This is a genomic window from Nibrella saemangeumensis (assembly GCF_039541915.1).
Classification (GTDB): Bacteria; Bacteroidota; Bacteroidia; order Cytophagales; family Spirosomataceae; genus Nibrella; species Nibrella saemangeumensis.
The window spans coordinates 94,690-119,096 of record NZ_BAABHD010000084.1; the positions used below are offsets into that span (position 1 = coordinate 94,690).

The following is a 24,407-nucleotide window of genomic DNA, read 5'->3' on the forward strand; positions in this document are numbered from 1 at the left end:
TTTTTATTTATACCTCTTCCACCACGGCTCTTACCTCCCGGAAAAACCGGCCGTTGCTGGTGTCGAGGAAAGCAGCGAGTGAAATCTCTTCCTGCTTGAGAAAACCCTGCTGGGGGAGCTTTTCGTCGGCAACCATCTCGACCACGGCGGCTACGGAGCCGGCGGTGGTCCAGGAGATGGCCCGCCAGTGCTGCCCGTCAATCTGGCGCGGATGGTAGGCCCGGTAGAACTCCTCGCGGGCTAGTTCGGAACCTTTCCAGCCTTCCACAACGGCATACACGTAGACCACGTCTTCCTGCACGGGTGGCTTGGCTTCGGTCAGGATTTCTTCGACCAGTTGCCGCTTATTTTTCAGGATCAGTTCGTACAGCAGAAAGCGCATCAGTTTGGCGTGGCCGGGGTAGCGGATGGTCTTGTAGTTTAAGGTATCGACCTGTCCGGCGTAGGTTTCGCACATCGTACCCAATCCGCCCGAGGTGCTGAAGGCCTCAAACTCCTGGCCTTCAATATTAATCAGTTCGATGCCGTCGAGGGCGGGCACCATTTTGCGCACGCCGTTGGCAATCACCTCGCAATCGTTGATATATTCGTTGATGACCCCCGCCGGTGACCAGGTAAAGGAGTAACCCAGCAGCCCGTTGGGATAGCGGGGCAGGGCACCCACGCGCAGTTCAATATCCCTAAGTTTGGTGAAGCGTTTGGCGAGGTCGGCGCCTACGATGCCGATCAGGCCCGGAGCCAGTCCGCACTGCGGAGCCATTACGGCTTTGGCGGTTTCGGCCATTTGCCGGATGGCCGTGGTGGTGGGCACGTCTTCGGTAAGGTCGAAGTAGTGAACGCCTAACTGGTAGGCTGCCTTGGCAATGGGCAGGTTCAGATTGTACGGCAGGCAGGAAACGACGGCGTCGAAGTCGGACAGTATTTCCATTAGCGTGGACTCGTCGGACACATCGCCCCGGATGGTTTTGAACGGTAAGGCGTGGGCGGGAATCTGTTTGTCGAAACCCGTAACCGTGAAGCGTTTGTTGAGCAGGATGCCAACCAGCGAACCGACTTTTCCCAGGCCGACAACAATTACATTTTTCATAAGTTCAGCAAATAGTGGGAGATAGGTTGATGGGGCAAGTTAAGATTTTAACAGAAAAATGTTTACTTAAACGCCATGAAACTCCCTCTCGACTTCTACGAACAACACGATACGTTAACCCTTTCCCAACTACTCCTTGGCTGCGAACTCGTCCACGAAAGCGCCGAAGGCATTACGGCCGGTATTATCGTCGAGACGGAAGCCTACCTGACCGGCGACCCGGCCTGCCATGCCTACCGCAAAAAGACCAACCGCAATGCTGCCATGTTCGGCCCGCCCGGTACGCTGTACGTCTATCTGATCTATGGCTATTACCACTGCCTGAACGTCGTTACCGGCCCCGAAGACATAGGCGAGGCCGTATTGATCCGGGCGCTGGAACCCACCGAAGGGATCGACCTGATGGGCCAGCGCCGGGGCCTTGATCCAGCAACTAAAGCCGGCCTGCGGGGGCTCTGCAGCGGCCCCGGCAAACTGGTCATCGCCATGGGTGTCGACCGCCAACAGCACAATTTCTCTTCCCTGACCACGGGCCCCCTCTATATCCGGCCCCGCAGCCTCCACGATTTCGAGATGGTCACCACCACCCGCATCGGCATTACCCAGGGAGCCGACCTGCCTTATCGGTTTTATGTCAAAGGCAACCTGTTCGTGAGTAAGTGGTAAGCTGCTGCAGAATGCTTAATGCAGTTTGCCGGGGCTGACGCCAAATTTTCGTTTGAAGACGCTCACAAAATGCGACACACTTTCGTAGCCGACGGCCATAGTCGCTTCGCTTACCGTATGCGTGCGTTCCAGGAGTAATAGTCGCGCATGGTGTAGCCTGCGGTCTACCACATAATCCCAAACGGTGGTGTGGAACAGCTCTTTAAACCCTTTTTTGAGCTTAAACTCATTCAGCCCGAACCGGAGGGCAATGTCCCGCAGGTTACCCGGTTCCTGAAAATGGGTAGTCAGAAAGGCTTTTGCCTCCTGTAGGGCGTCAATATCACGCGGAGAAAAAGCGGACTCGGGAGGGGTTTGCGAAAGTTGGTCCAACTGGAGCGTCAGCAGTTCGAGTACCTTAGCCTCCAGGTACAGACTCCGCAACGGCCCTTTGACGGTCTCACGGGTTAAGGCGGTAATGGCCTCCTGCATGGGAGTTGTAATGATGCCGTTTACCGGCTGGGCCGTACACGATTGTTGCCGGTGCAGTTGGGTTAGCAGGGGTTCGTGCAATGGCGCGTACAGTTCCAGTTTACTGCGTAACCACTCTGGCTGAAGCAGGATAACCAGATACTGATAGGACTGCTGTGCCGAAAATAACAGATCGCCGGAGGGGTTGCTGTGGTAAAAGAGATTGTGCCGGCCGGCCTGCATCCGGGTCGGCTTTTCCAGTCCGCTGAAGTGACCACCTCCGTTGCCGGTCAGTTGAAAATGCAGGCCTACGTGGCTATGGGCCGCTACCTCTTTCACCGTTACGTTCTGCATGAATGTGCCCGACACTACATTGACGGAGCCCATCGGTAGGAAATCACTCTGCATGGACATCGTAAACAAGCCGGCTTGTTCAACCAGACTGCCGGCCCGTTGCGGCTGCGTCTGCATGGCGGCTGAACGATTCAGGTATAACTCACTAAATTCATCGCCTGTCAGTTGGTAGCTCATAGAATCCGGATATCGCTAAAATGACTCCCGATTCCGATACCTCGCATTGGGGCAGCCGTGCTTACTTTGGGTTGATTTTTATCTATCACACACCAATTTACACAGGTACGACAATGAAAACCAAACATGTTCGTGAACGGCTGTCCCGGCTGTTGATCGTCCTCGGCTGCGTAGGCATCGCAGCGGCTCCCGTACAGGCGCAGAAAGATTCTGTCGACCTGTTCATGCAGCAGGCCATGACTAAGCACCATATCCCCGGTGCGGCTGTGGCCGTGGTCAAAAACGGTAAAATCCTGAAAGTGAAGACGTACGGCTACGCTAATCTGGCGTGGCAGAATCCCGTTACCCCCGAAACGCCCTTTCAACTGGCCTCCGGCACTAAACCTCTGACCGGTACGCTGCTGGGCGTGCTGTTGCAGGAAGGCAAACTGTCGCTGGACGATAAGGTATCGAAATACCTCGATTCAATACCGGATGCCTGGAAAACCATCACCATCCGGCAACTGGCCGCGCACCAGTCGGGGATTAAGCTGGTGCCGCTGGAGACCACAAAGACCATTCAGGAGGGCCTGAAAACGGCCGCAGCGTATCCGATGGAATATGAGCCTGGCACCAAAGAATTTTACGTGAGTAGTGACTACCTGCTTCTGCAGCACATCATTGCAAAGGTAACGGGACTATCGTTTACCGAAGCCTTGCGGCAAAAGGTATTGGTGCCGCTGAAAATGGCTGATACCCAGTTTAGCCTGACGCAGGATGACGGCCTGTTCCGGACGGCACGGGTCATTCCAAAAGTGGCGGAAGTCTATAGTTGGTCGAAAGACCATTACTCCGTCAGCGATATGCGGTTCCCCGACTGGTTTTACGCGGCCGGAGGGGCGTACTCTTCTATTCGGGATCTGGCCAATATGATGGTGGCTTATGATAAAAACACGCTGTTAAAGCCGGAAACCAAAAACCTGCTCTATTCTCGAGTTAAATTGCTGAATGGCGCCGACACCCACTGGGGAATCGGCTGGCTGATCGAAAACTACCAGGGTCATACATTAATCAACCACAGTGGTGGCCCGGCCCTGTCGGACATCGATTATTTTCCGAAAGAAGGGCTTTCAGTGGTCGTGCTGACCAATGCGCGTGGTGGCTTCCCGCCGTATCTGGCAAGGGCTATTGCCCGGTACTACATCCCCGGCCTGAAAATGCCACAATTGCCTAATTAAAACGCCCCCGTGTTGATACGCTATCGCGATAGCGTATCAACACGGGGTTGAGTTTGATCCATGATAATTGCTGCGGTAAATAATTAGGCACTGACGCTGGTTCTGGCTAATTGCGCAACGGTCTGTTTAACCGCCATTGCATTGGTGGTAGGCGTGTACCGGAAGTAATTATTAAATTTCGAGCTGTCGAAAAAATAATCCCGGTCATACTGGTACCGCATTTCGTAGGTTTCTTTCATGAATGGATAAAAAAGTCCCAGCGCCTTGATCTCCCAACCCGGCACAACTTGGTATTTAGGACGGGTGTTCAGTTCGGTGGCAAACAGATCGATCCAGTCTTCGCCGGTAATTTTTTGCGGGTCCGTCGGCAGGTTCCAGATCTGATTGTAAGCGTCACTGGTGTTCCCGAGGATAGCGACTCCTTTCGCCAGATCGGGTGCATAACTCATACTGTGAACAACCTTGGCATCGCAGTACCACAGCGCCTTTTTGTCCGTTGCCAGGTTGTCGTAAACCAGGTTCATCATCACACTTTTTTCTTTTACACCACTAAAAAAATCGGCCGCCCGGGCAATGATCGCCTTCAGGTTTCTTTTTTCAATGCTGTCCAGGATGTGTTTGGCTACTTCGGCCCTCACTTCGCCCTTTTTGCTGGTCGGGCTGATCGGCGACGATTCGGTGATGTGATTCACATTGTTGCCACCAATTGCGTATACCGTATCGAAGTAAACGAGTTTGGCGTTGTGGTGTAAACAGGCGTCGATCACGTTGTTGATAAGGGGCGGCCACAGTTGTTGCCAGACCTTGGTTAGGTATGGTAAGCCAACCGTCAGGTACACGATCTCACTGTCGGCAACAGCGGTGAAGACCTGGTCACGGTCCGACAGGTCGGCTTGCAAAAGGGTATCTGTTAGATTTACTTTTTTGGGATTGCGGGATACAAGTCGTATGTCGTTGGTATAGGCTACTAATGCTTTTGCCAGTTCAATGCCGATCGCACCACCAGCTCCCAGTATAGTTTGTTTCATGTACAGGTATCGGGCTGTTCAGTTCTTGATTATTCTGGTTTAAGTTAAGTATAAATACTGTACAACTGGCACTCCCGACGTTTTAATAATTCTTCGGTATATGGATCCTCCGTGCAGGAAATGAAGACCTTGCCCGCTTCTTGCTGAACGTAGGGTCAGTATGTTGTTCCTGCTTCGCTCTTAAGTCAGTTTTCATCAACCGGTCCCAGAGGTTGAAATAGAAACCGAAGTTGCCCCGGCTGTATTGGTGATGCCGGTTATGGTGCGTTGAGGATCCCAGCCATTTTCCCATCCAGTGCCGCTCAAAATCGTCAGGCAGAAACTCGTATCCGGAATGGCCGATGACGTTCATCGTAATAATGAAAAAAGAAAAGAGCAGCACTGCACTTAGGGATATTGGCAACAGCAGGATGATAAACGTGAAGCCACCGGCCTGCAGCAGGGCTTCGACCGGGTGGAAGGCGTTGGCGGCCCAGGGGGTTGGGTTGTGAGACCGGTGGTGAACATAATGGACGTGCCGAAACCACCAGGGCCGGTGCAGTAGCCGGTGCATCCAGTAAAAGTAGGTGTCGTGCACAACCAGTTGCAGCAGCAGGGTTAGTACCCAATAGCCCCAGCCATAGGCGTCCCAGGGTTCATACATACGGGTATAGCCGCCCCGGTAGGCCAGCCATACGCCGGTTCCGACCGCACTGAAGACCAGCATCGTTTGCGCGGAATACCGAATCTCGTGCCGGATCTGGCGGGCATCGGGCCAGCGGGGCTGCAACTTGCGCATGCCGGCCGGCGGCTGCCGCATATAACCCACATAGAAGGTCAGCCCGGCCAGGATCATATACCGGAGTGTGGCTCCAACGAAGGCCAGCATCAGCACCGGCCCGAATTCCTGAATAGACAGTTCGTTCATGGCAGGTCTGGATTGTCAATCAGCCAGGGCAACCGATCGGGTGACGTACTTTGCTGCTTCAGCAGCCGGAAGTGCGACCGAACCGCCTGCCAAAGGGTTTTGGAGCGGTATTCGAGGCCAAAATCACGGGCCGTCTGAGCAACGATTCGCGTAATAGCCGGGTAATGCACATGGCAATACCGTGGAAACAGGTGGTGCGCCACGTGATGATTCAGACCGCCAAACATAAAGGTGACAAACGGATTGCTGGTACTGAAGTCATCCGTCGTATTCAGTTGGTGAATAGCCCAGGTGGTTGAAATCCGGCCGTGCTCGTCGGGGTACACAAAATTGGCGTCTTCACCGGCGTGGTTAGACAGCAGCGCAAACATGGCGACAAAACCGGCACCGATGTGCATGGTCAGAAATCCGACGCCAATCTGCCACCAGGCCAGCGGCAGCAGCCAGGCCGGTAAAACCAGGGTGTAGGAAAAATAAACCACCTTGCTACCGACAAGGATAAGCCACTCCCGCCGGGCGTGTTGGGCTTGTTTGATCCCCATCCGGCGTCGGCGGAAATACCGCACATCCCGGAAGAAAAGCCAGAAGAACGTATAAAAAGGGTACAGCAGCAGCATATACCAGTGCTGGTACCGGTGATACCAGCGCCGTTTGGTAATCGGCACCACACGCACCAGGTCCGACTGTTGCAGGTCGACGTCCAGACCGGGAATGTTGGTATACGGGTGGTGCGACAGCAGGTGCTTGCAGCGGTACATATACCCGTTGCCGCCAACCAGATTACAGTAGTACAGCAGGAGCGTATTTACCCAGCGCTTAGGCGATAGAACCTCGTGGCAGGCATCGTGGACGATATTCATGGAGGAAATCATAAACGTAGCCCCCAGCAGCAGGGTGAGGGCCCATCGGGCCGGCAGGGAGACATCGGCCAATAGCACCACCAGGTAATTGGCAACGAACACAGCAAACAGGAACAGGCATTTCGCTACCATAAATCCGTTGGCGTACCGGCTGGTCTGATTGTCGCGGAAATGGCTGCGTACCCGACGTCGCAGTTCCGTATAAAAGCCATCCGCCGGTTCTTTCTCAAAAATGACATTTGTTTCCATGATTGGGTTTGGATAATTGAAGAGGAGGTGTTTCGGTGACGTACCAGTGGGCTTTAATCCGTAAATGACTTAGCGCCAGGTTAAAGTCCGCCGGTACGTTGGGATTCGTAAATAACAGTTGCCCCGCGAGGTATCTTTGTTAACTGCGTTACAATGGTGTACTTATCCAGTCTCTTCCAATTTTCTTTGGTGGATAAACGATACACAACGGCATTGGGCGATACGCCTATAATGGTTCCGAGTAAGGCTCCCAAACCGCCAAGATATACAACGGGCATGGCTCCACTCATGGGCGTAAAGTTTATACCGCCGGAAGAACTGCTCCCAGCGGAGGCTACAAGTCCTATTAAACTGCCCAGTCCAATACCCATCCCGATACCCGTACCCGCTTTGCCTCGCCCGGTGATCGAGACGTGCTCAATGTTGGAAAGCGGAATAACCGTTAAGTCGAGGGGTTTACCTGCCATGAGGTCTTTTTTGAGGCCAACGGGAGAAACCAGCGTCAGTGTTGAATCAGTAATGGCATATAAGCAACCTCTGATGTATCGTTCGCCCGGTTCGCCGGATGTTTTGCCCACGTTAGCGATGTACTGCTTAAGGCCAATCACGGTTTGTGCATCCGGCCCGGACTGTCCATTCGAAAACGTGGTTGTGCCAATCAGGCAAATAGAAAGAAGTAAAAGCTGACAGGATTTCATAAGACGGAGGTTTAGTAGTATCGTCGTGGTTTCCAGGGGGGTGCAGAAGCCAGGCATACTGGCTAACCAGCGCTGGAGAAAAAGAAGTTGCCTGATTTTCATGGCTATAGAGGTTTGTAATCAAAAATCAATGCGGTAGAAGAAGACCGGTAGGAAGCCAAGCTGGTACTCCTGCTTGATGAAGCTGCCGTCGGGCTGCGGGGCGTAGGTCAGCGACAGCAGGTTCTGAATACCCAGGATGTTCACGAAGTCCACGGCGATGGTATGGGTAAGCCGACCGCCCCCCGGCGTAGCCCTGTTAATCTTGTAATCGACCTTCAGATCGAGCCGGCGGTAGGGGGCAAACTGTAGCGTGTTGCGTGTGGCATCGGCGAAGATGATCTCCTGATTCTGCCGCGAGGCTGCCTCATTCACCGGTCCGTACCAGCGCCCGCCAATGGCGGTAAACTTGGCACCCAGATTCAGACTCGATCCGCGCTGGTCACCGCGCCGGAAGATGAATTCTTTGGCCACCAGGGTATTGACCGCGTAGCGGCCGTTGAAGTCGGTGTTGCGCAGTACCCCGTCGGAGCCGCGGTATTTGGCATCGAACAGTGAGCCGGTGACCAGAAAGTAGTAGCTGTCGCTGAAGAATTTCTCCAGGGTCAGCTCTACGCCATAGTTGCGGCCGGTACCCTGGTTGACCAGCTTATCCGGAAAGATGCGGCTGAAGGAAGCCCCGGTGTTGAGGATGGAGAACGAACTGCGCTGTTGCTCGACCGGTACGTCAAACAACCGCTGGTAGTAAGCCTCCAGTTTCAGGCGCATGTTGCGGCCCAGCAGGCGGTCGTAGGCCGCTACGTAATGCCAGCTTTTGGTCAGGCCAATATCCTGATTGTGGGTGCCAGCGGGAGCACTGCCCGATGCCGGCGTAAAGCGGGAGAAGTAAATATAATTGGGCTGAATCTGGCTGTGCAGACCAGTGGCCAGGCTGATCTTCTGGCGGTTGGGCAGGTCCCACGACAAACCCAGCCGGGGCTCAACGGGCGAGAAGCTGTTGGGGTTGAGGGAAAAGTAGAGGCTGGTCAGGCCGGCGCTGAGCGAGAGGTTGTCGAGCAGATTGACCCGCCACTGCACATACGGCTGCAGCAGCACGGCCTGCTCCCGGCTGTCCCAGCGGGTCGACCAACTGCCCAGCGTGGCGGGTATCGTTTCATTAGCGACGGTGCGGACGCTGTCAATGAAGCGAAAGCTGTAGAGGTCGGTATTTAGCCCGGCTTTAAGGATGCTGCGGGGCGAAAACTTGTGGTTGAGCGATAGAGCCAGCGATCCTTTGCTTTCGCGGAAATGGTACCCTAAGGTTGGCCGCAGCGAGTCGATGACGTACCGGTTGTTCTGCACCATAGGCTGGTTCCCTTCGTGCTTCAGGAACAGAAAATCATCGACCGCCCCCTGAGCATTACCCGATGCCGCCAGTGTGGCCTTAAAAAAGGTTTTGCGGTTCAGCGGCTGCTCAAATGTGATTCCCGCTACGCCCATCCGCGTGTTGAAATACTGATCACGGTCATTCTGCCCGTAGATGTTGCGGTCCGCTATTTCCTGGTTGCTGATCAGAATATCGATGGTGCTGGCACCGCCAAAACCCCAAAGCGCTACACGGCCGCCTTTTTTGTTGGGGAAGTTGAGCCGGAACGACGCATCCTGGTAGGTGGGAACGGCGGAGGTACCCAGGTCGATCCCCAGTTTGTTGAACAGCCATAGATTGGCGTAGCGATAGGTTACCAGGTATGAGCTGCCCGACTGGCGGGAGAGCGGCCCCTCGACCAGCCCTTCGGTACCCAGAAAACCAAACTGGAACGACCGCTGGTGCCGCTCGTTGTTGCCGTTGCGCAGCCGCAGGTCAAACACCCCCGCCATGGAGTTGCCAAACTCGGCCGGGAAGGCACCCGTAAAGAAGTCGGAGTTGGCCAGGTACTTGTTGTTGATGATGCTCACCGGGCCTCCCGTAGTGCCGGGATAGGCAAAATGATTGGGGTTGGGGATGCTGACGCCCTCCACCCGCCAGAGCACCCCAATGGGCGAGTTGCCCCGGATGACGATGTCGTTGCGGGAGTCGTCGGCACCCTGTACGCCGGCAAAATTAGAGGCCATGCGGGCGGGTTCGCCCCGGCTGCCGGCGTAGCGGTCGGTTTCTTCGACCGAAAACTGGCGGGCCGACACCATGGCCATTTCGTTGCGGGCGTCGCCGGTGCGCAGAGCTTTCACCGTCACGGCCGAGAGCTGCTGGATGGATTCTTCCAGGTCAATATCCAGGATGGTTTCGCGGCCGGCATCCACAATGATGTTGTTGAGCAGGGCCTCTTTGTAGCCCACCAGCGAGAGCTTAACGGTGTGCCGGCCCACGGGTACATTGGTCAGTCGGTAACGGCCGGCGGTATCGGAGATGGTCCCCATGGCAGGGGTGACATCGGTCACCTGAACGGTAACGTCCACCAGGGGGTATTTGGATTCTTTGTCGACCACCCGGCCGCGCAGGGTTTGGCTGAGTTGCGCATAACCGGCCTCTGTGAGCAGCAGGCCGAACAGGAACAGTAGAGAGGGTTTCATAATCACAAGCGCTGAAAATGTGTAAGGGGCTGGTGTTGCCTGGTTTAAAGATGGGAAATGGGTATAGTTAGCGTAGGCGCTATTTGGGGAATGGCGGACTTGATTTGAGCAACGGCAGGATTAGGTCAGGAAAGGGGAAATTAGGTAAGGCAGCTTGAAACCTCAAAACCCCCGACCGTATAAAACAGCCGGGGGCGTTGGAAAAAGCAACTGTTCACCAAAGGAATTTAATTCAGTAACTCATCGAATGTCAGGCTGACGTAGTACATCGAACCGATTTGGGCGCTGCCAAACGCCTGGATGTAGGGCTTGCCGAACAGGTTGGTACCGCCCACCTTCAGAATCGACTTCAGGCCGGTGAGTTTGTAGCTTACCTGCGCGTCCACGTTTCTGACGGCCGGTACTATCGTGTTGGTAAACAGCGGTACGGCAGTAGTGGTGGGCAGGTTAAAGCCGGTCTCCCACACAAAACTGTCCTGGTGGCGGTACGTCAGATTAAACCCAAGCCGGTCGCTGCTCCCGATCCGTTTGCCAACCGACAGGTTATAGCGGTTCTTCGGGGTGTTGAAGCTGGCATACTGGAGTTCTGCAGTGGGGGTGAAGCCAGCCAGGTTGTTCTGGGCAAAATTACCGCCCACGTAGAAACCCAGGCTGAGCGCGTAGTTGGCGCTGATGGCGAAGCCGTTGATGCGGATTCGCTCGCTTGTATTGGCCCGGCGGGCATACCCCTTAAAATTACCCGCCCCAATACCCGATTCGAGCGGCAGACCCGGAGCGGCTGCCGCCGTTGGTACCACAATGATGGTGCTGCCCAGAAAGTTCTTATACGTGCTGGTGTAATAATACGCGTCGATAAACAGTTTCTTGCCAATTACCCCTTTGTAGCCTATTTCGAACGACTGAATACGCTCCGGTTGCAGCGCCGACGGCTGGTATTTAGGCAGTTTGGCCAGCGCATAGGCGGGTGCCAGTTGACTAACTAAGCCCGGAAGCTGCTGCGGCAGCACAGTGGTAAGTTGCTGCTGAACGGCTGGCTCAAGTTGCTGCTGCAGTACGCCCGGCATCGTAGCGTTTACGCCGGCCTGAATGGCTGCCTGGATCGCAGCCGGATCGTTGGGGAGCTGCCCGGCGGCTACCAACTGCTGCACCTGCTGGGTAACCCCATTGGTAACCTGGGTTGTGATGGCCGCTGTAACCGCCTGACGAACCTGCTCGGTGATAGCGGCCGTGGCATACTGCGTAGCCGCCTGAATAATGCTGGGATCATCTTTGATTTTCTGCGCAATGACCTCCGGCGACAGATTCTGCCGCAGAATGCCACTGGTCAGGTTGTAGCGGCTGACAAACTCCGGCAAACCGCCAATGAGCGTGCCTGATGGCGTGGCCAGATCGATGTACTGGTCCTGCGTGGTTGGAATCCGGAAACCGGTCTGGTACGACGCCCGGAAGTTCTGTTCGCCAAACGTTGTTACGGCCGATACCCGTGGTGTATACTGTCCCTTGAAGTTCTGGTTCTTGTCGTAACGGATAGAGGCCGTCAGCCGCAGGTGATCGCTGAACAGGCTTTTGGCCGCCTGCATGAAAGCCCCGTATTCGTTGATGGGGATGGTGCCGCCGCGCCCTTCCTTGGTGTCGGCGAATAAGGTGCCGTTGGAGCGGAGCTGATACTGCCGGTAGTTGGCTCCGCCGATCAGGTCCATGAATTTGATCTGGTTCTTGAAATTGAAGAGGCCCTCGGCATGGTAGAGGTTGGTGCGGTCCAGAAAGCCGCCCCCGCCTTCGACAATCGGCTTGTTGCGGTAGGTATCGAGCAGCGACTGAAACCCGGCCGATCCGGGAGCGGGCATATTGCGGTCGGCAAAGGTTCGGGCGGCTACATGGGCGGCATCCTCGGGCTGCCCGGCTCCGCGAGCCTGCACAAAAGCGCCCACATACTCGCCAAACCAGGTAGCGTGAGGCTTTATGTCGTTCAGCATAGCAACAGCCGCCAGTCCTACGGCATACGATTGACCGGATCGCTCCTGGGTAGTATAGCCGCGCAGGGTGAAGTTGTTGCCCCGCAGCTCGAGCTTGGCCTGCATCAGGTTGAAGTTCCGGAAGGAATAGCGGCTGGTTCCGGTGTGGACCGTAGTACCGTAGCCGTAATTAACCTGCGCGATAGCTTCTACGCGGTCGTTGATCCGGTAGTGCAGGGCTGCGTTCGTTTTGAAGCTCTTGGTGTTGTAATCCACCAGGTGGCGCTCCAGAAAACCAGTCCGGCTCACCATCGTATTAGGTACCAGGCCCACTGCTGCTCGCGGTATCAGATTATTATCTGCCAGAATTTTGGCTACGTTGTTAATGTTCGTCTGTACCTCGTCGCCGTAGGTATTCTGGCCGTCGTAGTCGAGCCGAACGCCAAGTCCGCGGGTGGCGTTTTCTACGCCCCCGACGTTCAGGTTGGTGTAGTCGGTAGCCTGCCAGTCCTGCGCCCGGATGTAGGCCAGGTTCACCTTAAAGGCAACGCGGTTGTTGAACGCTTTGGCGTAACGCAGCGAGAGGTCATAGAAAGGGGTATTGACCTTGTCGCGATTAGTGGCACTCATAACCCCCACCTTCGTTGTCGCGCTGAGTCCCTGGTAGAGGAACGGGCTCTTGCTGTTCATCAGGATCAGCCCGTTGATGGCATTGGGTCCGTACAAGGCCGAAGCCGCTCCGGGCAGCACTTCCACGCTCTCGACGTCCAGTTCGGGCATGCCCACGATATTGTCGACCGGAAAGTTGAGGCCGGGAGCCTGGTTGTCCATCCCGTCGATCATCTGCACGGTGCGCACATTGCCTGTCGCGTTAAAGCCGCGGGTGTTCACCGATTTGAATAGTAACCCCTGCGTGGTCATATCAACGCCCTTGAGATTGCCCAGGGCGTCGTAGAACGAGGCCGATGGTGTTTCGCGAATGGCGCGGATGTCCATTTTCTCGACCGCCACGGGCGACTTCAGGACACTTTCTTCCACCCGCGAGGCCGATACCACCACCTCCTGACCCAGCATCGGCTGCTCAGTCAGTTGAACATCCAGGCTGGTGCGGTTGCCTTCAACGGTAAATTCCTGCGATTTGTAGCCAACAGCCGTAATCACCAGGGTAAACGGGGGGACGGTAAACGTCCTCAGCGAGAAATTGCCTTTGGCGTCGGTAATGGTGCCGGCCACTTTGCCTTTAATGGCAATGCTTACGCCGGCCAGCGTTTCGCGGGAGTTGGCATCGGTAATGTTGCCGGCCACTTGTGTCTGGGCAACTAACAGGGAGGTTGAGCACACAAAGTACACGATCAGGTACCCTACGCGCCAGGTAAATCGAGTTTTCATAGTGTTGGTTGGATTTGAGGTTCTGGGCCAAATATGGCCTAAACCACCATGGGAGGTAGGCGCTAGTTGAACAGTGGCGGAGGTAAGTTGCACAACGGCGTATTTGGGTTGCGCAAAGGCAGTTGCCTTTCCCTCAAAAATCTGCGCTGATGGCCAGTGAAATGTTTATCTTTCTTCCTACATCATCGACTAAGGAACGGATGGTTTACGCTTTAGCGACAGGAGATAAACCCGATTATGAAAAATGGTATACATGTATATTTGATGAGACTGCTGATCGTATATGGGATACTTTCGATCATGGGTACCGGAACTCCGCTGGCGGCTCAGCCCGGCGGCAAATTGGTATACGCCGATTCGCAGTCGCTGCTGGAACTGGGCAGACACGTACGCATCTACAAAGACCCGTCGGCTACGCTCAACATCGACCAGGTCCGGCGGTTACCTGATTCGCTGTTTGAAGCCAGCCGGCAGGATGTGCTGAATTTTGGGCTGACCCGCGCCCGCATCTGGCTGAAGGTCACGCTGCAAAACCAGGCGGCCGAACCTCTCTACCTCCTGTTCCGGACCCAGGACATCAATGCCGTCGATGCCTACATCACTGGTCCGGCCGGTAGTAGTGTGTTTCATACCGGAACGTACCGGCCGTTCCGGAACCGCTATTTTCTGACCAACAGCGTGGTGCTGAAACTAGGCGATGCGCCCACGGATATATACATCGCCGTGCAGGAAGGCAGCCGGTTTCATTTCCCGATTCTGCTGGGCAGTATTCAGCCGATCGTTCAGCACCAGTACCGCGAAACGCTGTTCAACGGAGCCATTCTGGGTATTATGCTGGTGATGGCGTTCATCAATTTCTGTATCTACCTGATGCTGCGCGACCGCACCTACCTGTTTTACTGCTGTTACGTGCTGACGTCCGGGCTGATGTTTATGATGTACGAAGGACTGACCTACGATCTGTTCTGGCGGAGTTTCCCCTGGCTCAACGACGACCGGTTTTCGTTCGTTACCCGCGTGCTGACCTTTGTTTTTGGTATTTTGTTCTCAACGCGGTTTCTGCACCTCGATCAGTACCTGCCCCGGCTGAATCAATTTTTCAAGGGTGTTGTCGGGCTGCTGCTCGTGGTTGGCTTCCTGAAAATTGCCAATCTGTCGGTGGCGGAAACAATCTTTTATCCGCTGACGCTCTTCGGGCTGGTGTCTTTGTTCACGGCCGGCGTGCTGACCTTTCGGGCGGGTTACCGGCCGGCACGCTACTACCTGGTGGGTTGGGGATTGTATATCCTGGGGGCCATGTCGACGATACTGGCGCTTATGGATGTCTTATCGTTCAAATACCTGCTGACGGCCTACGGCTATGCGTCGGGGGCAGCCTGCGAAGCCACCGTGCTGTCGTTTGCCCTCGCCGACCGGCTGAACAGTTTCCGGAAAGAGAACCTGCGGTCGCAGCAGTTGGCCATTGCCCAATTGCAGGAGAACGAGCGGCTGGTGCGCGAACAGAACCGGCTGCTGGAAGAGAAAGTAGCCGAGCGGACGCAGGCGCTGCAGCATTCGGTGGATGAGCTTGAACTGAAAAATGCCGAAATCCTGCGGCAGCAGTCGGAACTGGAAGAAGTGCGGCTGAAAAACCTCCGGGCCGAGTTTGCCCGGAAACTGGCCCGCATCAAGCTCAAGTCGTTGCGCGATCAGATGAACCCGCATTTTCTGTTCAACTGTATGAACACCATTGAGGCCTACATCATCGAAAACCGCCCCGACGAAGCCACGGCTTTTTTGCAGAAATTTTCCAAGCTAATCCGGGCTACCCTCGAAAATTCACTGTACGAGAGTATCCCGATTAAAAGCGAGATTGAAGCGCTGAACCTGTATATTCAGTTGGAAGAAGCTCGCGTGAATAACCGGTTTTCCCATACCGTAGACGTCAGTCCGGTATTACTTGAACAGCCCTATACGATACCTCCGCTGCTGCTGCAGCCCTACGTAGAAAATGCTATACTGCACGGACTGCGGCATAAGCGGGATACGGCCGGGCAGCTCCGGATTGGCCTGTCTGTTCAGGATCAGCGATTGATCTGTACAATTGAGGATAATGGGATCGGGCGGCAGAAAGCCGCCGAGATGCGCACTAGCCGACCCGGCAAAAGCCAGTCGCTCGGCATGAAATTTACCGGAGAGCGGATGGCCGTAATGAGCGAGATATCGGCTACCCGTTACGAGGTAGAGGTGATTGATTTGATCGGGAACGGCCAAACCGGAACGAAGGTAATCCTGACGCTACCCCTGCTCCGGCAAACGGAAACACCAGTATCGTAAAGCCAGCAAACGACTCTTTTTAACCCAACTACCATGAAAGTAATACTCGTAGATGATGAGCGACCGGCCCTGATTACGCTCCGGCACAAGCTCCTGAAATACGATAGCAGCATCGAAATTCTGGCCATGTGTGAAGAGCCTGAAGATGGACTTGAGCAGATTGGCCGGCTGAAACCCGACGTAGTTTTTCTGGACGTGGAGATGCCCGGCATGAACGGATTCGATCTCCTGGAGCAACTGCCAAAGATCGATTTTGAGGTGGTATTTACCACGGCCCACGATGAATTCACCATCCAGGCCATCCGCGTCAGTGCGTTCGATTACCTGCTCAAGCCCGTTGATGAGGAGGATCTGCGGAAGACCTTGGAGCGGCTGATCGTTTGTCTGAAGGAAAAGGAGGATCGCAACCACTTCCGGGAGTTTCAGTACCTGCTGAAGAGCCTGCGGGGCGAGCCGGAAAAAGTAAAGAAATTGCCTATTGCCACCATGGACGGCATTCTGCTGCTGCCCCTCAGCGATATTATCCGCATTGAAGCGATGGGTAGTTACACCGCCTTTTACTGCAGCAAAAAGCAAAAGATCGTGGCCTCCAAATCCATCTCCGAGTTCGACCACCTGTGCCACAATGATACCTTCTTTAAAGTGCACAAATCGCACATCATCAACCTGAACTTCGTCGAGAAATACATCCGTGGCGAAGGCGGCTCGGTCATTCTGGCCGACGGCAGCGAAGTGGGCGTTTCCCGGCGCTCCAAAGCCGAACTGCTGGAACGGCTGTTTCTGAAGTAACACGTACCTCCGGCGGTCCGCCATTGCGGCTTCAGCCCGTTTCTTATAAATACATTATGAAGAGACGGGCTAACGCCAAATAGTACGTTATTTCAACACCTGCACCTCAATAGCCGAGTTACCGTAGACCCGGTGCGTGGCCTTCTGAAAATCGGTTGCCTCGGCTTTGTAAATATTCTCGACGTACTTCTGCGGATTGCGGTCGATGAGCGGGAACCACGTACTCTGCACCTGTACCATAATGCGGTGGCCTTTTTTGAACGTATGCAGCACATCCTGTAGGCGGAAGGTAACGTCGGTTACCTGGTTCGGCGTAAACGGCTCCGGCTTTTCGAAGCTGTTGCGGAAACGCCCGCGCATGGCTTCCGACCGGACCATCTGCTGGTAATTGCTTAGCGTGATGTTCTTGTTCGGCATGTAGGGATGGTTGGGCTCATCGGGTGGATACACGTCAATGAGTTTCACCACCCAGTCGGCATCGGTACCGGTGGTGCTTACCTTTAGTTTCGCCGTGATTTCGCCACCCAGTGTTAGGTCTTCCGTCAGCGGCTCGGTCTGGAACACCAGCACATCGGGACGGCGACCGGCAAAGCGCTGGTCTTCCGACATATAATTGAACGGGGTAAAGCCCTGCGTTGTCGTAATATCTTCCGTATACGGTACGGGCTTCATTGGATCGCTGATAAACTCCGAAAACGCGGTCCCATTGCCGGCCTGCTGCGTCAGTTGGCCCTTATCGGTCAGGTAATAGGTTTGGTTTTGGGCCGCAGCGGCCGGCCACTTATCGCAGGTCTTCCACTCTTTCCGGCCGGTATCGAACAGGTAGGCTTCGGGCAGGCTGGTTTTCCCGTCGCCGGGACCTTTCAGGAAGTGGTTGAAAAACTTACCTTCGATAGTACGCTGGTAGAAGGTGGCAATGCTGTCGCCGAAATAGATGTTACTGTGCAGTGTAGGGCCCGTCTCCCGCGACCAGCGGCCATGCCCAAACGGCCCCATCACCAGCGTGTTGTAGGTGCCGGGATTGTTCTTCTCCAGGGTTTTGTAGATCGTCAGGGGTCCGTACAGATCCTCGGCATCGAACCAGCCGCCCACGGTCATCACCGCATGTTTGACGTTCTTTAGGTGGGGCACAATGCTGCGCTTCTGCCAGAACTCGTCGTAGTTGGGGTGTTCCATCGTCTCCTGCCAGAAGAAGTTGTCCTTATAATACTTGCTGGCATTTTTGAGCGGCCCGAGGTCCAATTGCCACTGAAACCCATCTTTGGTGCCGGTATTGATGAACCGGTCGTTATACCAGGCCTGAGGAGTTGGCTTGGGGTGCTGTACACCAAAGACCGGGTACGTAAACAGATACGCTTGAATGAACGCCCCGTTGTGGTGAAAATCGTCGAAGAAAAAGTCACCCACCGGAGCCTGGGGCGACGACGCTTTCAGGGCCGGGTGGGCATCTACGGCTCCGGCAATGGTGTAAAAGCCAGGGTAGGAGATACCCCACTGCCCCACACGACCGTTGTGGTGCTTCACGTTTTTCAGCAGCCACTCAATGGTATCGTAGGTATCTGAACTCTCATCGGGAGCCCCCGCCGTTGAAACAGTAGCGGCTGCTTTGCCTTTCTTCCGGCTGGCCGTGGCGACTGGTTTGGGGTCGGGTATATTGGGCGTCATATTGGTCCAGGTACCCTCCGACATCCACCGGCCCCGCACGTCCTGGTACACAAAGATGTATTTGTCCTGCATCAGGGAGGGCGAGGGACCCAGGCGCTCGGCGTAATTCTCCGGCCCGTAGGGTGCCACGCTGTAGCAGGTACGCTGCATCAGGAAGGGGTAACGTTTCGTCTCCGAGGCATCTTTCGGCACGTACACAATGGTGAACAGTTTGGTGCCGTCGCGGGCCGGAATCTGGTATTCGTACTTCTGGTACGTATCCCGGATAAAGGAATTGGTTGCCGGTTGCTGGGCAACGCTGGTAACCGAAACCAGCAGTACCAGCAAGAGGACTCGTAACGAAAGCTGCATAAGGTAGTTTGTTAAACGTGCCGGCTAAATTAATAGATTTTGGGCCTATCGGAAAACGGCCGCCAGAGCGGCAATGACAATGGCATAAAAAATGGTTGCCAGCAGAAGCACAATACCCATTATCAGACCAGCCGTTGCCGGTCCCCGTTCCGGAGCTTTTTTTCGGGATCGGTTAATCCCCCGAATACCGGCTATGACCGCCCAAATCCCGGCAACGGGTAAGATCAAAATAAGCGATGCGGCATTGGGTACAAGGATAGCCACGGCCAGACTTATAATGCCGATTAGCCCCGCAACGAGCGACTGATTGGCGGCCCGGCGGGCAGACGGCTCCCGGCTGACGCGCTGGTGAATGATTTCATCTGAGGACGATACATTTCCGACAGTCCGTTGCTTTTTATCGTTTTTAGCCGGATGCATAGCCCCGTGGGAAGCGGGGTTCGCGCGTCCTTGTTCGGGCAGAGCCGTTGCGGCCATGGGCAGAGCCTCCGGCAGTTGGTAGGCTGAATCGGTTCGAGCCAGAAGAGGAGGGGAGGTATCGGCAACCGGAGCGGTGTAATCCGGGTGGTCCGTTGGCTGAAAATAAGCGACCGGCCGCTGACAACCCGTAATCAGGCCCATACCGATGCACAGAAGGAGTAAATAGTTACGCATGAAGAGCATGAATACGTTTAAAAGTCAATGCGGTAGAAGAAAACCGGCAGAAAACCCAGCTGGTACTCCTGCTTGATGAATGTGCCGTCGGGCTGTGGCGCGTAGCTCAGCGACAGCAGGTTCTGAATGCCCAGAATATTCACGAAGTCCACGGCGATGGTGTGAGTAAGCTTATTGCGATTAATCTTGTAATCTACCTTCAGGTCGAGCCGGCGGTAGGGGGCAAATTGCAGCGTGTTTCGAGACTCGTTGCGGTAGATGATTTCCTGGTTCAGCCGCGAGGCCGTTTCATCGACCGGGCCATACCACCGCCCACCTATGGCCGTAAACTTAGCGCCCAGGTTCAGGCTGGACCCCCGCCGGTCACCGCGCCGGAAGGTAAACTCTTTCGCCACCAGGGCGTTGAACGCGTACCGGCCGTTGAAATCAGTATTGCGCAGGACGCCATCGGCCCCCTTGTATTTGGCATCAAACAGGGAGCCCGTTACCAGGAAGTAGTAGCCGTCGCTGAAAAACTTCTCCACCGTCAGTTCCATCCCGTAGTTCCGGCCGGTACCCTCATTGACCAGTTTGCCCGGAAAGATGCGCGAGAAGCCTGCGCCGGTATTTAGGATCGAAAATGAACTATTGCCCTGCTCAATGGGAACGTCAAACAGCTTCTGGTAATAAGCTTCCAGCTTCATGCGCATGTTGCGGCCCAGCAACCGGTCGTAGGCCGCTACGTAATGCCAGCTTTTGGTGAGGCCCATATCGCGGTTGTAGTCGCTACGCGGGAGGCTGGTGCCGGTAGGTGTAAACCGGTAGAAATAAGCGTATGCGGGCTGAATCTGGCTGTGCAGACCCGTCGCGAGGCTGATTTTCTGCCGGTTGGGTAAATCCCAGGCTAAACCTAAACGGGGTTCAATCGGGGAGAAACTATTGTTGTTCAGTGAGAAGTAAAGGCTGGTTAGGCCGGCGCTCAGCGTCATGTTACGGAGCAGGTTCAGCCGCCATTGCACAAATGGCTGCAGCATCACGGCCGAGGTGCGGGCATCCCAGCGCGTAGCCCAGTTGCCCAGCCGCACGCCCGTCGTGGTTTCGTTGATCGTGCGGTATTGGTCGTTGTAGCTATACAGGTACAGATCCGAGTTCAGCCCTACTTTCAGCGTGCTGCGCGGACTGAATTTATGGTTTACCGACGTCGCCAGGGACGTTTTCGTTTCGGCGAACTGATAGTTCATGGTCGGGCGCAGGGAGTCGATGACGTACCGGTTATCCTGCACCTGCAGATTGCCCTGACCGTCGCGCCGGATAAACAGGTAGTCGTCGCTGGCCCCCTGAGTATTGCCCGATACCGCCAGTGTAGCCCGCAGAAACGTGTTGCGGCTCAGGGGCTGGTTGTAGCTCAAACCAGCCACGCCCATACGGGAGGTGTAATACTGATCGCGGTCGTTTTGGCCGAAGATGTTGCGGTCGGATACCTCCTGCTTGCTGATCAGAATATCGATGGTACTGGTACCGCCGAATCCCCAGAGGGCTATATTTCCGCCTTTCTTCAGCGGAAAGTTGAACCGGAACGCGGCATCCTGGTAGCTTGGTACAGCCTGCGTGCCAATATCAATGCCGGCTTTGCTGAACAGCCAGAGATTGGCGTAGCGGTACGACGCCAGGTACGAACTCCCCGATTTGCGGGAGAGCGGCCCCTCGACCAACCCTTCAGTCCCCAGAAAACCAAACTGAAACGACCGTTGGTGCCGCTCGTTGTTGCCGTTGCGCAGCCGCAGATCAAATACCCCCGCCATGGAGTTGCCGAACTCGGCCGGAAAGGCACCTGTGAAGAAATCGGAGTTGGCCAGGTACTTGTTGTTGATGATGCTCACCGGGCCACCCGTAGTGCCCGGAATGGCAAAGTGGTTGGGGTTGGGTATGCTCACGCCCTCCACCCGCCAGAGTACGCCAATGGGCGAATTACCCCGGATAACGATATCATTGCGGGAGTCGTCGGCGCCCTGCACGCCGGCAAAGTTGGAGGCCATGCGGGCGGGTTCGCCCCGGCTGCCGGCGTAGCGGTCGGTTTCTTCCACGGAGAACTGGCGGGCCGACACCAGGGCCATTTCGTTGCGGGCGTCGCCGGTGCGCTGGGCTTTAACGGTAATGGCCGAGAGCTGCTGAATGGCTTCTTCCAGGTCAATGTCCAGAATGGTTTCCCGGCCCGCATCCACAATGATGTTGTTGAGCAGGGCCTCTTTGTAGCCTACCAGCGAGAGCTTAACGGTGTGCCGGCCTACGGGTACATTGGTCAGTCGGTAACGGCCGGCGGTATCGGAGATGGTCCCCATTGCTGGGGTGACATCGGTCAGCTGGACGGTAACGCCCACCAGGGGGTATTTGGATTCTTTGTCGACCACCCGACCCCGCAGCGTCTGACTGAGCTGGGCGTACGTGGTTTGAGTAATCAGAAAGATGCTGAAGAGCAGTACAGATTGTTTCATAGAGGAAGAAGTCGATTCATCAGGTTAAAGCCGAATGTAAACAGGATACAATTGGAATTTAAACTGGTTGTCCACGGGCGTCTATCCGCTAATGGCCGCAATCAGCCACAGCAGAACTAAGCCAGCCACCACGCCACCCCAGGTTCTGAAAAAACGTCGCTTTTCCCGCTTCCGCTCGTCGCGGGTCATATCCCGGTAGCGCTTCATGTTCCGGTCAACCGCCCGGCCGAAGAAATACAAACCACCGGCCAGAATACCCGTACCCAGCAGCAGGACCATGACCGACGCGAAGCCATAGCCCGCACAGGCCAGTTCGCAGGAGATGGCGGCTGCGCCATACGCCAGTACCAGTCCGGCCAGAAACAGCAATATATAACCGATGCGGGTGCCGGTCCGGTCACCTTCCTGCCGGGTTCCGGAGGGTTTTCGTTCATCTTTATGGGCCAATGATATGGTATCTGCCCGGTTGGCGGATTTGGTTTGCCCGGTTGTTTCATAACGAACTTCTTTACTGCCGCCCACGCTGCCTGAGGGGTGAAACACGGCCGCCCGCTCCGCACCTATGCCCCCAAGGGTTATATAAAGCAAAAAATTAGCCACAAACAACGCATAGGTGTAGCGTTGTCTGCTTCGGGGGCGCTGCTCGGCCGAGTAGTAGACGTATCGGATGTAAAGTACTACAGAAATGAGCAGCACGATAATCACTTGCAGATAGCAGGCCGTAGTTCCCGGACGCTGAAATAAAGGCCCCCAGGCACCGGCCCCCAGCAGGAGCCCCAGCACAGCATTGGACAGTTCAAGACAGACAAGTAGAAGTCTGGCGGGGGCGGGGTATCGATACGACCACCGGGCAAGGAGTGACATAGTTCTAGCTGTTGGGTAAGGCTGTTAATATGGCCTTATATTAATACAGAATTAGCTGTAATGCCTGGATTAGAAGAAATAAAATTGCCGTCATCAATAACGAAACGATGCTTGCTATAGCTACTACGGTTCCACCAAATGTAGCATGTCTACGCTCAGATGCTCGTTGGGGAGGCTGGATAGGGCCTTCGGCAACCGGTCTGTTGAACTACGCATAATAGCAGGCAGGTAATTCCAAGAAGTAGCTTTACTGTCATTATTTTTTTCTTAGCGATTTTCTGACCGAAAGTACCGTGCTTCAACCGACAATTGCAATCCAGACTTTTCCAACGGCGGGGTTGGGTTTATTAATGGTAGAAATGAGTGGAGAGAGGAGCATTATAGTTTGCAGGTTTGGCTCGGGCTATACATTGAGGAATGTCTTTAATAACAGGATGTGTACCGCTGGCTATAAGACGGTTTGTACCATACTTGCAAAGGATGATATTGTTAAAATAAGGTATCCTATTCCACCAATTAGAAGAGCAGCCAAAAAGACACCCCCATCTTTAACCGCCAAACCAATAAGGCCTAATAGGATGCCAATTATAAGCAGCGTGATGCCAATCCCTCTGCCTACATTCCCGTTTGTAGAGCCTATTCGTTTTGTAGGTAGAAAGCTTAACCGTTTCAGTACCTGACGTTCAGAGAAGCTCATTTTTTTTGAGGTTAACAAAGCTGAAGCAAATTCGACATTCTGCGCCCTGGTCACCGGGCGTTGATTTAACAGAGGCAAGTGATTACTGGTAGTTTTTGTGTGAGGAATACGCTGGCTGTTGTCAGCCAGCAATTCGCTTTCTGATTCGGCTGCCTCGCCGATTAGTACTGGCTGGTGAGCGGCTATAGTCCACTCTTGAGGTTCTGTTGCCTGCTCCTGGAGTACTAACGGTGTCAGGTTAACGCTGGAATCTGCCCGGTAGACAGGCGAGCGTTGAAAGAATGCCTGCTGGCGTTGGCAGGAAAACAGGAAAACGATGCACGTTCCGACGAGTACATTAGTAAGTAGATGCTTGTTCATAATGGTAGTTTGGAAATTGGTAATTGTGTGTCTTTGAAGAGATCTTGAGCGCATATTTCACGCCGTTGATTTCCCGGTAGTCGTCGAAGCGTAAAGTCTCAATTATACCGGCTGGCGTAGGTCTTGTTTGCTGCACCTTAAGGCCAGTTTCTGCATCGTAATTAGTGCTCCAGGTGTAGGAGCCGTCGGCTGTCGTGTGTGATAATTTGTAGGTATTCCGGCCGTCGACTTGTTCCGGGCCGACTACTGTAGGCTTAACGCCATGTTCCGCAAAGTGCAGCTCTGGAAAAATTCGGTTCTGAACCAGCATGCCCTGAGCCTGTGAGCCCTTGATAGGGTGGGTGCCTTGTGCATGGGTTACTATTAGTTTTTTCATAATTGGTTTTGGTTTGAATTGGTTTGAGAGCAAAAGTATACACCTGAAGCTGGGGTGACCCGAGCGGTTTGCCAGCGGCAGGGTTGGGTTTACCAAAGGTGTCAGGAGAGACCTGTCCGGATGGACAATTCCGATGAAGAAAGGCACTGGTTTCGCCATTCAGGCGTTGCCTGAGCGTAGCTTTCACTGGCTAAAGAGCCTAAAAACAGATACAGGCACTTATGCGGGAAAATTGTAAGCG

Annotated in this window: 18 protein-coding genes; 4 read left to right on the forward strand and 14 right to left on the reverse strand. The window is 54.8% G+C overall.

All coding sequences use genetic code 11. The annotated features are described in order from the left end of the window. Window positions 1-7: 7 nt before the first annotated feature. Window positions 8-1,087 (reverse strand): saccharopine dehydrogenase family protein, encoded by a 1,080-nt coding sequence (locus ABD949_RS28145; RefSeq protein WP_345249422.1) that lies wholly within the window; start codon window positions 1,085-1,087, stop codon window positions 8-10. Between the two features lie 75 nt (window positions 1,088-1,162). On the opposite strand from ABD949_RS28145, the gene ABD949_RS28150 reads away from it, so the two are divergent. Continuing rightward, complete coding sequence (locus tag ABD949_RS28150) at window positions 1,163-1,753, forward strand: DNA-3-methyladenine glycosylase (protein WP_345249424.1); 591 nt, start codon at window positions 1,163-1,165, stop codon at window positions 1,751-1,753. Window positions 1,754-1,768: 15 nt separating this feature from the next. Here ABD949_RS28150 and ABD949_RS28155 read toward each other — a convergent pair whose 3' ends face one another. Further along, window positions 1,769-2,734, reverse strand: coding sequence for a helix-turn-helix transcriptional regulator (locus ABD949_RS28155; RefSeq protein ID WP_345249426.1), 966 nt, complete (start codon window positions 2,732-2,734; stop codon window positions 1,769-1,771). Window positions 2,735-2,847: 113 nt separating this feature from the next. Here ABD949_RS28155 and ABD949_RS28160 point away from each other — a divergent pair, with 113 nt between their 5' ends. Further along, entirely contained in the window at window positions 2,848-3,951 is a 1,104-nt protein-coding gene (locus tag ABD949_RS28160; RefSeq protein WP_345249428.1) for a serine hydrolase domain-containing protein, read from the forward strand. Window positions 3,952-4,034: 83 nt separating this feature from the next. Here ABD949_RS28160 and ABD949_RS28165 read toward each other — a convergent pair whose 3' ends face one another. From ABD949_RS28165 to ABD949_RS28190, 6 genes are all read right to left on the reverse strand, one after another. Next, window positions 4,035-4,979, reverse strand: a complete 945-nt coding sequence (locus ABD949_RS28165) for an NAD-dependent epimerase/dehydratase family protein (RefSeq protein ID WP_345249430.1) — start codon at window positions 4,977-4,979, stop codon at window positions 4,035-4,037. Between the two features lie 82 nt (window positions 4,980-5,061). Further along, window positions 5,062-5,886 (reverse strand): sterol desaturase family protein, encoded by an 825-nt coding sequence (locus ABD949_RS28170; protein WP_345249432.1) that lies wholly within the window; start codon window positions 5,884-5,886, stop codon window positions 5,062-5,064. Beyond that, a complete protein-coding gene (locus ABD949_RS28175) occupies window positions 5,883-6,995 on the reverse strand; it encodes a fatty acid desaturase family protein (protein WP_345249434.1) in 1,113 nt (370 codons plus the stop codon). The genes ABD949_RS28170 and ABD949_RS28175 overlap by 4 nt, the downstream gene beginning before the upstream one ends. Before the next feature lie 80 nt (window positions 6,996-7,075). Then, a complete protein-coding gene (locus tag ABD949_RS28180) occupies window positions 7,076-7,693 on the reverse strand; it encodes a hypothetical protein (RefSeq protein ID WP_345249436.1) in 618 nt (205 codons plus the stop codon). Between the two features lie 120 nt (window positions 7,694-7,813). After that, on the reverse strand, window positions 7,814-10,279 hold the full coding sequence (locus ABD949_RS28185; RefSeq protein WP_345249438.1) for a TonB-dependent receptor: 2,466 nt from the start codon (window positions 10,277-10,279) through the stop codon (window positions 7,814-7,816). 227 nt (window positions 10,280-10,506) lie between these two features. Then, a complete protein-coding gene (locus ABD949_RS28190; RefSeq protein WP_345249441.1) occupies window positions 10,507-13,623 on the reverse strand; it encodes a carboxypeptidase-like regulatory domain-containing protein in 3,117 nt (1,038 codons plus the stop codon). 264 nt (window positions 13,624-13,887) lie between these two features. Here ABD949_RS28190 and ABD949_RS28195 point away from each other — a divergent pair, with 264 nt between their 5' ends. Further along, the gene (locus tag ABD949_RS28195) at window positions 13,888-15,939 is read left to right on the forward strand and encodes a 7TM diverse intracellular signaling domain-containing protein (protein WP_345249442.1); all 2,052 of its coding nucleotides are present in this window, start codon (window positions 13,888-13,890) and stop codon (window positions 15,937-15,939) included. Window positions 15,940-15,972: 33 nt separating this feature from the next. Next, a complete protein-coding gene (locus ABD949_RS28200; protein WP_345249444.1) occupies window positions 15,973-16,728 on the forward strand; it encodes a LytR/AlgR family response regulator transcription factor in 756 nt (251 codons plus the stop codon). Window positions 16,729-16,815: 87 nt separating this feature from the next. On the opposite strand, the gene ABD949_RS28205 is transcribed toward ABD949_RS28200, so the two are convergent. From ABD949_RS28205 to ABD949_RS28230, 6 genes are all read right to left on the reverse strand, one after another. Further along, a complete protein-coding gene (locus ABD949_RS28205; RefSeq protein WP_345249446.1) occupies window positions 16,816-18,744 on the reverse strand; it encodes a CocE/NonD family hydrolase in 1,929 nt (642 codons plus the stop codon). A 45-nt stretch (window positions 18,745-18,789) separates the two neighbouring features. Further along, window positions 18,790-19,398, reverse strand: coding sequence for a DUF308 domain-containing protein (locus ABD949_RS28210; RefSeq protein WP_345249448.1), 609 nt, complete (start codon window positions 19,396-19,398; stop codon window positions 18,790-18,792). A gap of 17 nt (window positions 19,399-19,415) precedes the next feature. After that, a complete protein-coding gene (locus ABD949_RS28215) occupies window positions 19,416-21,869 on the reverse strand; it encodes a carboxypeptidase regulatory-like domain-containing protein (protein ID WP_345249450.1) in 2,454 nt (817 codons plus the stop codon). Window positions 21,870-21,950: 81 nt separating this feature from the next. Next, entirely contained in the window at window positions 21,951-22,733 is a 783-nt protein-coding gene (locus ABD949_RS28220) for a hypothetical protein (protein WP_345249452.1), read from the reverse strand. 448 nt (window positions 22,734-23,181) lie between these two features. Next, the gene (locus ABD949_RS28225; protein ID WP_345249454.1) at window positions 23,182-23,790 is read right to left on the reverse strand and encodes a hypothetical protein; all 609 of its coding nucleotides are present in this window, start codon (window positions 23,788-23,790) and stop codon (window positions 23,182-23,184) included. Beyond that, window positions 23,768-24,166: a hypothetical protein gene (locus tag ABD949_RS28230; protein WP_345249456.1), complete on the reverse strand. Its 399-nt coding sequence runs from the start codon at window positions 24,164-24,166 to the stop codon at window positions 23,768-23,770. The genes ABD949_RS28225 and ABD949_RS28230 overlap by 23 nt, the downstream gene beginning before the upstream one ends. Window positions 24,167-24,407: the final 241 nt, after the last annotated feature.

Coding starts and splice junctions, on each gene's coding strand:
- ABD949_RS28145 (WP_345249422.1), bottom strand. CDS start 1,087: ATGAAAAATGTAATTGTTGTCGGCCTGGGAAAAGTCGGTTCGCTGGTT.
- ABD949_RS28150 (WP_345249424.1), top strand. CDS start 1,163: ATGAAACTCCCTCTCGACTTCTACGAACAACACGATACGTTAACCCTT.
- ABD949_RS28155 (WP_345249426.1), bottom strand. CDS start 2,734: ATGAGCTACCAACTGACAGGCGATGAATTTAGTGAGTTATACCTGAAT.
- ABD949_RS28160 (WP_345249428.1), top strand. CDS start 2,848: ATGAAAACCAAACATGTTCGTGAACGGCTGTCCCGGCTGTTGATCGTC.
- ABD949_RS28165 (WP_345249430.1), bottom strand. CDS start 4,979: ATGAAACAAACTATACTGGGAGCTGGTGGTGCGATCGGCATTGAACTG.
- ABD949_RS28170 (WP_345249432.1), bottom strand. CDS start 5,886: ATGAACGAACTGTCTATTCAGGAATTCGGGCCGGTGCTGATGCTGGCC.
- ABD949_RS28175 (WP_345249434.1), bottom strand. CDS start 6,995: ATGGAAACAAATGTCATTTTTGAGAAAGAACCGGCGGATGGCTTTTAT.
- ABD949_RS28180 (WP_345249436.1), bottom strand. CDS start 7,693: ATGAAATCCTGTCAGCTTTTACTTCTTTCTATTTGCCTGATTGGCACA.
- ABD949_RS28185 (WP_345249438.1), bottom strand. CDS start 10,279: ATGAAACCCTCTCTACTGTTCCTGTTCGGCCTGCTGCTCACAGAGGCC.
- ABD949_RS28190 (WP_345249441.1), bottom strand. CDS start 13,623: ATGAAAACTCGATTTACCTGGCGCGTAGGGTACCTGATCGTGTACTTT.
- ABD949_RS28195 (WP_345249442.1), top strand. CDS start 13,888: ATGAGACTGCTGATCGTATATGGGATACTTTCGATCATGGGTACCGGA.
- ABD949_RS28200 (WP_345249444.1), top strand. CDS start 15,973: ATGAAAGTAATACTCGTAGATGATGAGCGACCGGCCCTGATTACGCTC.
- ABD949_RS28205 (WP_345249446.1), bottom strand. CDS start 18,744: ATGCAGCTTTCGTTACGAGTCCTCTTGCTGGTACTGCTGGTTTCGGTT.
- ABD949_RS28210 (WP_345249448.1), bottom strand. CDS start 19,398: ATGCGTAACTATTTACTCCTTCTGTGCATCGGTATGGGCCTGATTACG.
- ABD949_RS28215 (WP_345249450.1), bottom strand. CDS start 21,869: ATGAAACAATCTGTACTGCTCTTCAGCATCTTTCTGATTACTCAAACC.
- ABD949_RS28220 (WP_345249452.1), bottom strand. CDS start 22,733: ATGTCACTCCTTGCCCGGTGGTCGTATCGATACCCCGCCCCCGCCAGA.
- ABD949_RS28225 (WP_345249454.1), bottom strand. CDS start 23,790: ATGAACAAGCATCTACTTACTAATGTACTCGTCGGAACGTGCATCGTT.
- ABD949_RS28230 (WP_345249456.1), bottom strand. CDS start 24,166: ATGAAAAAACTAATAGTAACCCATGCACAAGGCACCCACCCTATCAAG.